7 protein-coding genes and 2 pseudogenes are annotated in these 8199 nt (G+C 51.5%); 1 reads left to right on the top strand and 8 read right to left on the bottom strand.

Going from position 1 to position 8199, the window contains the following annotated elements; translation table 11 throughout:
• The 5 genes and pseudogenes from RT657_RS19515 to RT657_RS19495 form a co-directional block, all read right to left on the bottom strand.
• Positions 1-337: pseudogene (locus RT657_RS19515) on the bottom strand (hemagglutinin); the annotation flags it as partial.
• 492 nt (positions 338-829) lie between these two features.
• Entirely contained in the window at positions 830-1096 is a 267-nt protein-coding gene (locus tag RT657_RS19510) for a hypothetical protein (RefSeq protein ID WP_313656409.1), read from the bottom strand.
• Positions 1065-3377: a VENN motif pre-toxin domain-containing protein gene (locus RT657_RS19505; protein WP_409521021.1), complete on the bottom strand. Its 2313-nt coding sequence runs from the start codon at positions 3375-3377 to the stop codon at positions 1065-1067. The genes RT657_RS19510 and RT657_RS19505 overlap by 32 nt, the downstream gene beginning before the upstream one ends.
• Before the next feature lie 97 nt (positions 3378-3474).
• Positions 3475-3957: a hypothetical protein gene (locus RT657_RS19500; protein WP_313656408.1), complete on the bottom strand. Its 483-nt coding sequence runs from the start codon at positions 3955-3957 to the stop codon at positions 3475-3477.
• Positions 3957-5360 carry a VENN motif pre-toxin domain-containing protein gene (locus RT657_RS19495; RefSeq protein ID WP_313656406.1) on the bottom strand — a complete coding sequence of 468 codons (1404 nt, stop codon included), beginning with the start codon at positions 5358-5360 and terminating at the stop codon, positions 3957-3959. Before RT657_RS19495 ends, RT657_RS19500 begins: the two co-directional genes overlap by 1 nt.
• On the opposite strand from RT657_RS19495, the gene RT657_RS19490 reads away from it, so the two are divergent.
• Positions 5316-5522, top strand: a complete 207-nt coding sequence (locus RT657_RS19490) for a SymE family type I addiction module toxin (RefSeq protein WP_313656404.1) — start codon at positions 5316-5318, stop codon at positions 5520-5522. The genes RT657_RS19495 and RT657_RS19490 overlap by 45 nt on opposite strands.
• A 41-nt stretch (positions 5523-5563) precedes the next feature.
• On the opposite strand, the gene RT657_RS19485 is transcribed toward RT657_RS19490, so the two are convergent.
• The 3 genes and pseudogenes from RT657_RS19485 to RT657_RS19475 form a co-directional block, all read right to left on the bottom strand.
• Positions 5564-6067 carry a contact-dependent growth inhibition system immunity protein gene (locus RT657_RS19485; RefSeq protein ID WP_313656403.1) on the bottom strand — a complete coding sequence of 168 codons (504 nt, stop codon included), beginning with the start codon at positions 6065-6067 and terminating at the stop codon, positions 5564-5566.
• Positions 6067-6959: pseudogene (locus tag RT657_RS19480) on the bottom strand (hypothetical protein); the annotation flags it as partial. The pseudogene RT657_RS19480 and the gene RT657_RS19485, both read right to left, overlap by 1 nt.
• A gap of 245 nt (positions 6960-7204) precedes the next feature.
• The coding region (locus RT657_RS19475; RefSeq protein WP_313656402.1) for a VENN motif pre-toxin domain-containing protein at positions 7205-8199 on the bottom strand (995 nt) is incomplete at its 5' end.

The following is an 8199-nucleotide window of genomic DNA, read 5'->3' as shown; positions in this document are numbered from 1 at the left end:
TTGCCACGTCCCGGCTGAGGTCCGCCACGTCCTGCGTCTGCTTCAGCGGGTCGCGGATTGTTATCGTGCCCTCGCTCACCGCAGACTTCGTCACGGAGTCCGCGCTGCCGCTGTCGTTCAGCCCGGCCAGCATCCCGTTCGCCATGTTCCCGGCGAAGTTCCCGCCGATGCTGCCGCCCGTGCTCATGCCCGCGCTCTGGTGCTCCACCTCATAATCCGCATGGTTCTCAATGTCGCTGAACCCCAGCGTCCCGGTGTCGAGCCGGTTTTTATCCGCGCTGGCGGTGGAACTGATAACCGCGCCGTTAAGCTGGGTGTGTTCACCCACCTTAACGTCAGGTGTACTTAAGTTTTTGCAGGTTTCTTTTTTGGCCTAAAGCAACAATTTCACAATCAGGTTCGTCATAACGCCCCAATGCAAAAAAAACGACACCATTATTTATCCAGATATTACTCATCCATTCTGTTATCTGCCTCGGTATGGAAGCAGTCATATTCACATTAGTTGATTGGATGGTTGAAAAAAATACCTTCTCGCCGCTATTAATTAAGCTTTCAATTACCCCCACGCTATTTAATTTGACAGAACCTAAGCCGGAAAGAATTAATCCTTCACTTCCTTTAACTATATCTTCGCCGAGCAGGCTTCTGCGCTCATGCCGCCGCAGTTGGCCTTCTTATAGCGTTCGTTTTCGGCCTCAACGTACTCTCCGGCCTTCTGCTCAACCGCTTTGCCTTCAGCCTGTGCCTGTGCGATATCGGCGAGAGAGTTATTCTCAACAATAATCCCAGTCCACTGACTGAAATCGTTATTGACTCATTTATCGGCTTATTTTTTGTGCTCTTGTAACTTGGCTTTTATCCAAATACCTACCCCTGCCAACGCACCCGCAGAAGCACCTACTTTCAAAGAATAAAAAGCATCCTTTGCCCAATCGAAAAGTAAAACGTTAGTTTTAAAGAACACTATCAACCTGCCAAGAAAACAGCCCATCATTGCCATAAAAAAAATGCATACCATACAACGTACTATTAGCACTACGAGGTTGTTCACATTGACACTTTTATTGTTTTTTAGTGGTTTCATCAGCTTCATCTAGCGCTCCTTTTGTAACATTACCAACAGCCTCGCTAGTAATTGAGCCCCCAATATTGCTAATAATATCGGATGTGCCTTCTTTGACAGTAGACCCCATAGACCCTGATATGACCTTTCCGACACCGCCACCAAATACTGAACCTAGCCCAGTTCCAATAACAGAGTTTGTCGGATCTTCCCCCTTAATAATGCTACCAATTGCCGCACCACCCATATTGATAGGTGTTGAGATGATAACACCTTTTCCTGTTGTCGCTGCAGCTGTCGCCCCAGCCATTATTGCATCCACGTAACTGAAAGGATCTTTTCCTGCAAGCTGAGCAGCTGAGTTAACTCCAACACCAATTGCTGCGTTAGCAGCCATACCTTTCACCGTAAGCCCCAGCACACTGCTTCCGAACATTAGCGGCACATCACCAATGCTGGCATTCGACTTATGATAGCCCCAGGTGTTCATGATGCTCTGAGCTTTAGACATAGCTTCAGAATCAGGGTTACGTTTTATGTAATCCTGGCCAGAGAGCAGCCCGGTAACCAGCTGTTGTGCTACTGCGGGCCCGTAGGCTTTTTCCATTTCAGAAGCATAAATACGAAGATATCCGGCCAATTCAGCCCGCTCAGTACTATTCATCTGTGTAGGGTCTTTAGTAAATTTAGAAACCAGCGCATCACTGCGTTTGTCGGCATTTTCCAGCTTAATAAGCTCATTGGCTGTAGCTAATGACTTATCACCGTTTTTAATTTTCTCAATGGCTTTGTCGAGCTTGTCGGAAGAAGTCGCGCCCAGGAAGTTATTCTCAACCGCATTCTTCCCAGCCTGTGCCCCCGCCACCGCGCCCGCCGTGCTGTCGCCGGTCACGCCGCCCGCAAGTACCGCCGCCAGCGTTCCCAGCGCGCTGATGGTCTGCTTCTCCGGTTCCGAAAGCTCACCGACCGCTTTGCCCGGATACAGCTGCTTCATCACCAGCTTCGCCATCAGTTCACCGCTGACTCCGCCCGCCGCGCCCGCCAGCGCTGAGTTGCCGGATGCGTAAGAGCTTACCGCCCCCAGCACCGCGTGCGCCATAGCCTGTGCCTCCGGGTTACCTTCCGTCAGCCTGTGTATCTCCGTTGCCAGGTAAGGCGCGGCCGCACCGCTTACCGCCTGCGCCAGGTTCCCGCCCGCCAGACCCTGCACCGCCGCCGTTACCGCGCTGATAGCACGCTGCACCTTACCGCCGGTGCCGAACCCGCTGTCAACGAACGCCTGATTATAAAAGTTGCTGTAAACCTGCTTACTGACGTCGTCTGCGCTGTACTGCTTCGCCGGGTCCTTCGCTTTCAGCTCCGCCAGCGCCCTGTCGCGGTCGGTCTGCGTGGCGCCGGACATCTTCGCATTCGCTTCCCGCATCGCAATGATATCGCCCTGCGTCCGCGCGATATCCCCCGCCTGGCTGCCGATTTCACCAATGAGCTGCGCCGCCTTCAGCCGGCTCTGCTCCTTCTCCTTGTCAAAAATAACGTCCAGCCCTGGGTTCGCCTTTTGGACGTCCCGGCTGAGGTCCGCCACGTCCTGCGCCTGTTTTTCCTTATCGCGGATAACGATGGTGCTCTCGCTCACCGCAGACCTCGTCACGGAGTCCGCGCTGCCGCTGTCGTTCAGCCCCGCAAGCATCCCATTCGCCATGTTCCCGGCGAAGTTCCCGCCGATGCTGCCGCCCGTGCTCATGCCCGCGCTCTGGTGCTCCACCTCATAATCCGCATGGTTCTCAATGTCGCTGAACCCCAGCGTCCCGGTGTCGAGCTTATTCAGGCTGGCATCTGCCGTACTCGCGATAACCGCGCCGTTAAGCTGAGTGTGTTCCCCCACCTTCACGTCAAAGCCACCCTTACCCGCAAAAATCCCGGTCTGCTCGGCCACGCTCTGCCAGTTGCTGTGCATTTTGTCCCGGCTCACGTTCACGTTCGCCGACCCGGTCATCGAGCCGAACGTGAAGCTGCCGCCCGCACTGGCGCTCTGCTGCTTACTGTCGTAGCGGTCGCTGTCCTGCTCTGAGGTCAGCGTCAGGTTGCGGCCGGTGTCGACCTTTACGCTATCGCCGCGCACCTGTGCCCCGGTCAGCGTGGTGTCGCGGCCGGCGTTCAGGCTCAGCCCGTTGCCGTTTGCGCGGACTTTACCCGCGTTGATGCTGTAGTGTGTGGCCAGATCCAAACTAAAAGCACCCGCAGCGCCATTTCCGCCAGACATCTGAGCGGAAACTGTATCCCATACGGCATGTACTATGGCATTGAGGGCCACATCAACGTTTCCGTCTGAGGATATGACCCTAAAGAAGTTATTCACAACTTTCTGGTTGTGAAAAACCTCGTCAGCTAATGGCGGGTTTTTTTATTAATTATAAATAAGGTAAACAATATGCCCCGTCTAAAGATTCATACTGTGTTATAGCATCTCTACCTTCTGCTAAATACTCAACATCGATTGGTTCTGGCGGGAAGTCTTTTGTATAAGATCCTTCCAGGAATAATCGATACTGCTCCAGTACATATAATGTTTGTTCTATGGTTAAAAGCACCTGTTGCTCTTCCACGTACTCACACCCAATAAATACCTTATCATGCGTAACCATCACCCAATGGGCATTACCTATGCCGAAGTTGCCTTCAGTTGTTTTGCCTGATGCAAGATCAGTGAGTTTTTTCACCCAGATATCAACAGAATGAATACCATATTGAATGTCGTTGGATAACCAACCTGAAATCTCACGTGCTCCATATCCCAATACCGCTCCATCAAAAGATTTACGTATCCCCCCCCCTATAGGAACAAATAAATTGCTATTTTCATCCCACCAGAAAATAATTTTATCATTAAACATTACTTATTCCTCCCTGTATAGACAGGCCATGCAGTCGCGCCTGTTCCATCGGGTTTGCCATAATAGCCTTGAATCTTCACACCGCTAGATGATTTCCCGCTCCACATTTCTGTATTCGGTATTCTTTCAGAATTTTTGAACGCACTTTCAATCTCCTGAGCCGTCTGTCTTTTTGACCATTGCTCAGGAAAGAATGTAGTTTCAGCTTTCTTATTTATCCATTGTCCTGTAGCTGGATCTCTCACTGATATATATCCTGTCGAAACGCCATGGGTATCGGGTGTACCCGTCACCTTATCTATTTTAATATTTAAATCACGAATATAGTGACCACCAGACCCAACTTTTGTCCCATCCTTAAGCGTTTTCACTTCCCCGTTAAGGATATGATCCATCCTGATATATGCAGTTTGTGAACCTTTGCCAGCCTGCTCTTTAACCAGTTCCAGAGGTGTAGGGGAGGGTTTAAAGTCATTAAGATAATCACCTTGTTTCAATGATGGATTATTCTTCGCCGTATGAGTCGCCACAGTTTCTGCTTTCGCAGCAGCAGCTTCCGCCGCTGTCTTTCCTATCCCAACTGCCTCACCGGCTCCCACTCCGCCCGGGACGATAATCTCTGAAGCTTGAAGCCCAAAATTATTAATACATAACGCTAGCGCTCCGGAACAGGATTCAATTCCAGCCTTCAGAATAGCGGCAATTTCAGGAGTAGCCGCAACCAGTACACCGCCACCAAGCCCTAAAGGAAGTGTTACGGTCAACGCATCCTTCATCGCTTGGCCACGCTGACAGCTGGCTGACGTCGGATCATCGGCACAGGACATGACGTCTTTGCCATGCTCCCGCACGAACCTCTCCTGGCCCTCTTCCGTTCCGCCAAACAGGTTGTTGTTAACCGCGTTCTGGCCCGCCTGCGCACCCGCCAAAACATTAGCCGTGCTGCCTCCGGTCACACCGCCCGCAAGTCCCGCCGCCAGCGTTCCCAGCGCGCTGATGGTCTGCTTCTCTGGTTCCGAAAGCTCACCGACCGCTTTACCCGGATACAGCTGCTTCATCACCAGCTTCGCCATCAGCTCACCGCTGACGCCGCCCGCTGCGCCCGCAAGTGCGCTGTTGCCCGCAGCATACGAAGTTACCGCACCCAGTACCGCATGCGCCATCGCCTGCGCTTCCCGGTTCCCCTCCGTCAGCTTATGTATCTGCTCAGCCAGGTAAGGCGCGGCCGTACCGCTTACCGCCTGCGCCACGTTCCCACCCGCCAGCCCCTGTATCGCCGCCGTCGCCGCGCTGATATCCTGCTGAAGGGACGAACCCGTGCCGAACGGCTTCATCGCCGTGTCGTAAGCTGCTTCGCCTTGCCGCGGACACCCATAACCGCCGCCAGCAAATCGCAGGCGCATTATTACAGAGTGGGATACCGGTCAAATAAAGGCCAGCCGAACCCTCTACCCCAGCTCACCATTAAGGGCCGCTGGCTGGAAGCGCTGGGCTTTACGACCGGGCAGAAGATCGAGGTGATCCCGGAGGCAGACCAGCTGATTATCCGGCTGGCTGGGGAGTGATCGGCGGGTAAAAAGATCCCGGTGAGAACCGGGATCTTGACCTAACCTTTGCAGCGACTGAGGGCTAATCGCATACCTGCGCCGATTTCGGCTGGTGAACTGTCTGCCGGAAGTACGACATAATCAGATTCACTGATCCTCTCACCGCTCCAGGCTTCCAGTTTTTCATGGAATGAAGGGCGGATGGTAATAACATTATTCACTAGATGGATGCCGCATTTTTTCATATTCTTAAACAATGCACGTTTGGTTTTATAACCATATTTTTCCATCAAAGTATCTATCCAGGTTGCGTATTTTTCTTTACCTTTTTCAAGATCAAAAAATTCTACGCGATCTGCAAGCTCGGTCAATGTTCGGCTATCAGATAATGCTTGTAATATCACATCCCCCAGACTTTTATCATCTACATCAGGCAGTAATAAATGGGACGGGAAAAGGGCGTCTCGCCCCGTCATACCTAATCCTGAATAAGTCTCAACATTAAAAAATTCAGTGGTAACAAAGGCATTAGCCCAATAGTCCTGATCTTTATTAAATTTCATCATTTCACCTGCGTTACCGTTACTTTCACACCCTGACTTTTACCGTACTCAATAGCCCGATTTATTTCTGTCCACTGAGTTTTAGTTGTGTTAGCAGGAACTGCGAGTTGAATCTCTCTGTTAGAGATCATTGATGGGGTTAATTCACGGCCAGAGAGTGCATACTCTTTAAATTTAGCCGCCGCATCATATTCCCCTTAATTGTACTATAAACCTGATTCGGATTAGCCAGTTTTGCCATTGTCTGCGTATCCATCGATTTGGCACTTACTGCTGTTTTAGTTGCGCCATCATAATAATCAAAGGTTTTAAAGTTCTGTGGCAGGCGGGCATCTGCTGGTAGCAAAGTCCCTATATAGTCCTCCCACGGCATTCCCGGCTTCATATTGCCCTGGCCCCATTTCATGCCGACTTCAGCGGCGCTGACGGTAGCCGTTGCTGTATTTCGTCCCATGAACGAGATGGCCGCTGATGTCAGATCTTTCGCTAACAGTCCCAGCGACGCTACCGCTGCCTGGTTCTCCGGATCTGAAGCAAACGACGCAAATTTCGTCCATTTCGGGCTATTTACATCAATATTCGCAAGATCCTGACCGTTCCACTGCTGGACATAGGCTTTCGCTTCATCACGGGTCATGACATCTGCACCGATACCACTCAGCCAACCAGGACGATCTGCCATGTCATAACCGCCCTCGACTACTTCCTTATCAATAACCTGTGCTTCCAGCGGGTTATCTTTCAGCTTCTGATCGGTTTCGGCACTCTGCTTGTCATTGATTGCTTTCCATTTATCGATAACGGCCTGACAGTCACCGCCGGATTTCCGGCAATCCGGCAGTTCTTTATCGAATGTCAGAGCCTGAGTGCTGCTCAGCCAGTTATTCTCAACAACAACTTAGAAGTTTTTTAATTTCAATACCCGAGCTATCCACATCCCTCCCCCGACAAAGCTTCCGATACTAAAACTAATCTTACAAAGCAGAAATATATTATCCATAGTGAAATTTATTGGTATCCCTTTGAAAAAAAAGAACAACAACTCCCCTGCTACGTATAAAGTAATTGATGTCAAAAAAATAGATACAATGCTTAATACGATAAAAAGAGCCAAGTGTAGAAACACATTTTGCTGTCTCATTTTTTGAGGTCCTCCTGAGAGGATTTCTGCTCTATATACTTCCCGCTGAGCTCTGAGCCCAAGCTACCACCGATATCTCCAGCCATGCCGGGGAAATAACTAGGTGTCATTTCTTTTGAAAGCCCAAACTCTCCTTTAATATCAGTATATTTTTGAAGCGTTGCATTGAATTTCGGATCCCAGCCACCTTTCCACCAGTTTGCCCCGGCATTAACTCCCCATGAGAGCCCTTTACCAATGCCATAGCCGATACCAGATCCAGCACCATTGATAAGCGCACCAGACAGTGGATCTTTGTCATCAATCCAGTTACCCAGCGCACCACCTGCGGCGTTCCAGCCCACGGTACCCGCCAGGCCATTACCCATGCTGATAACATTCACCCAACCCGCTATCGCTGCGTTTGCCGGATCTATCGAGCCATCCGCCAAATAACCGATACCTGCATTCGCGCCCGCACCCAGTCCCCACATTACCTGAGCACCACCAGGTAGCAACGCTACACTTCCCGTTGCCAGTGCCAGCCCAACAGCATCTCGTTCATTCATCGCTTTCTGGCAGCTTGCAGAACCCGGCGCATCGGCACAACTTGCCATGTCTATTCCATGCTGGCGTATCCATGCAGCCTGAGCATCTTCACTACCGCCGAGTAAATTATTCTCAACCGCGTTCTTACCCGTCTGCGCCCCCGCTATCGCGCCGGCAGTGCTGTCACCCACAATGCCACCCGTCAGTCCCGCCGCCAGCGTACCCAGCGCACTTATCGTCTGCTTCTCGGTTTCCGACAGGTCACCGGTCGCTTTACCCAGATACAGCTGCCTCATCACCAGTTGCGCCATCAGTTCGCCGCTGACGCCGCCCGCTGCGCCCGCCAGCGCTGAGTTACCGGATGCGTAAGAGGTTACCGCACCCAGTACTGCGTGCGCCATTGCCTGCGCCTCCGGGTTACCTTCCGTCAGCCTGTGTATCTCCGTTGCCAGGTAAGGCGCGG

It is taken from the genome of Pantoea sp. (assembly GCF_032114055.1).
Taxonomy (GTDB): domain Bacteria; phylum Pseudomonadota; class Gammaproteobacteria; order Enterobacterales; family Enterobacteriaceae; genus Pantoea.
The sequence above is the reverse complement of the archived record's forward strand: the minus strand, read 5'-3'. Positions and strand labels throughout refer to the sequence as shown.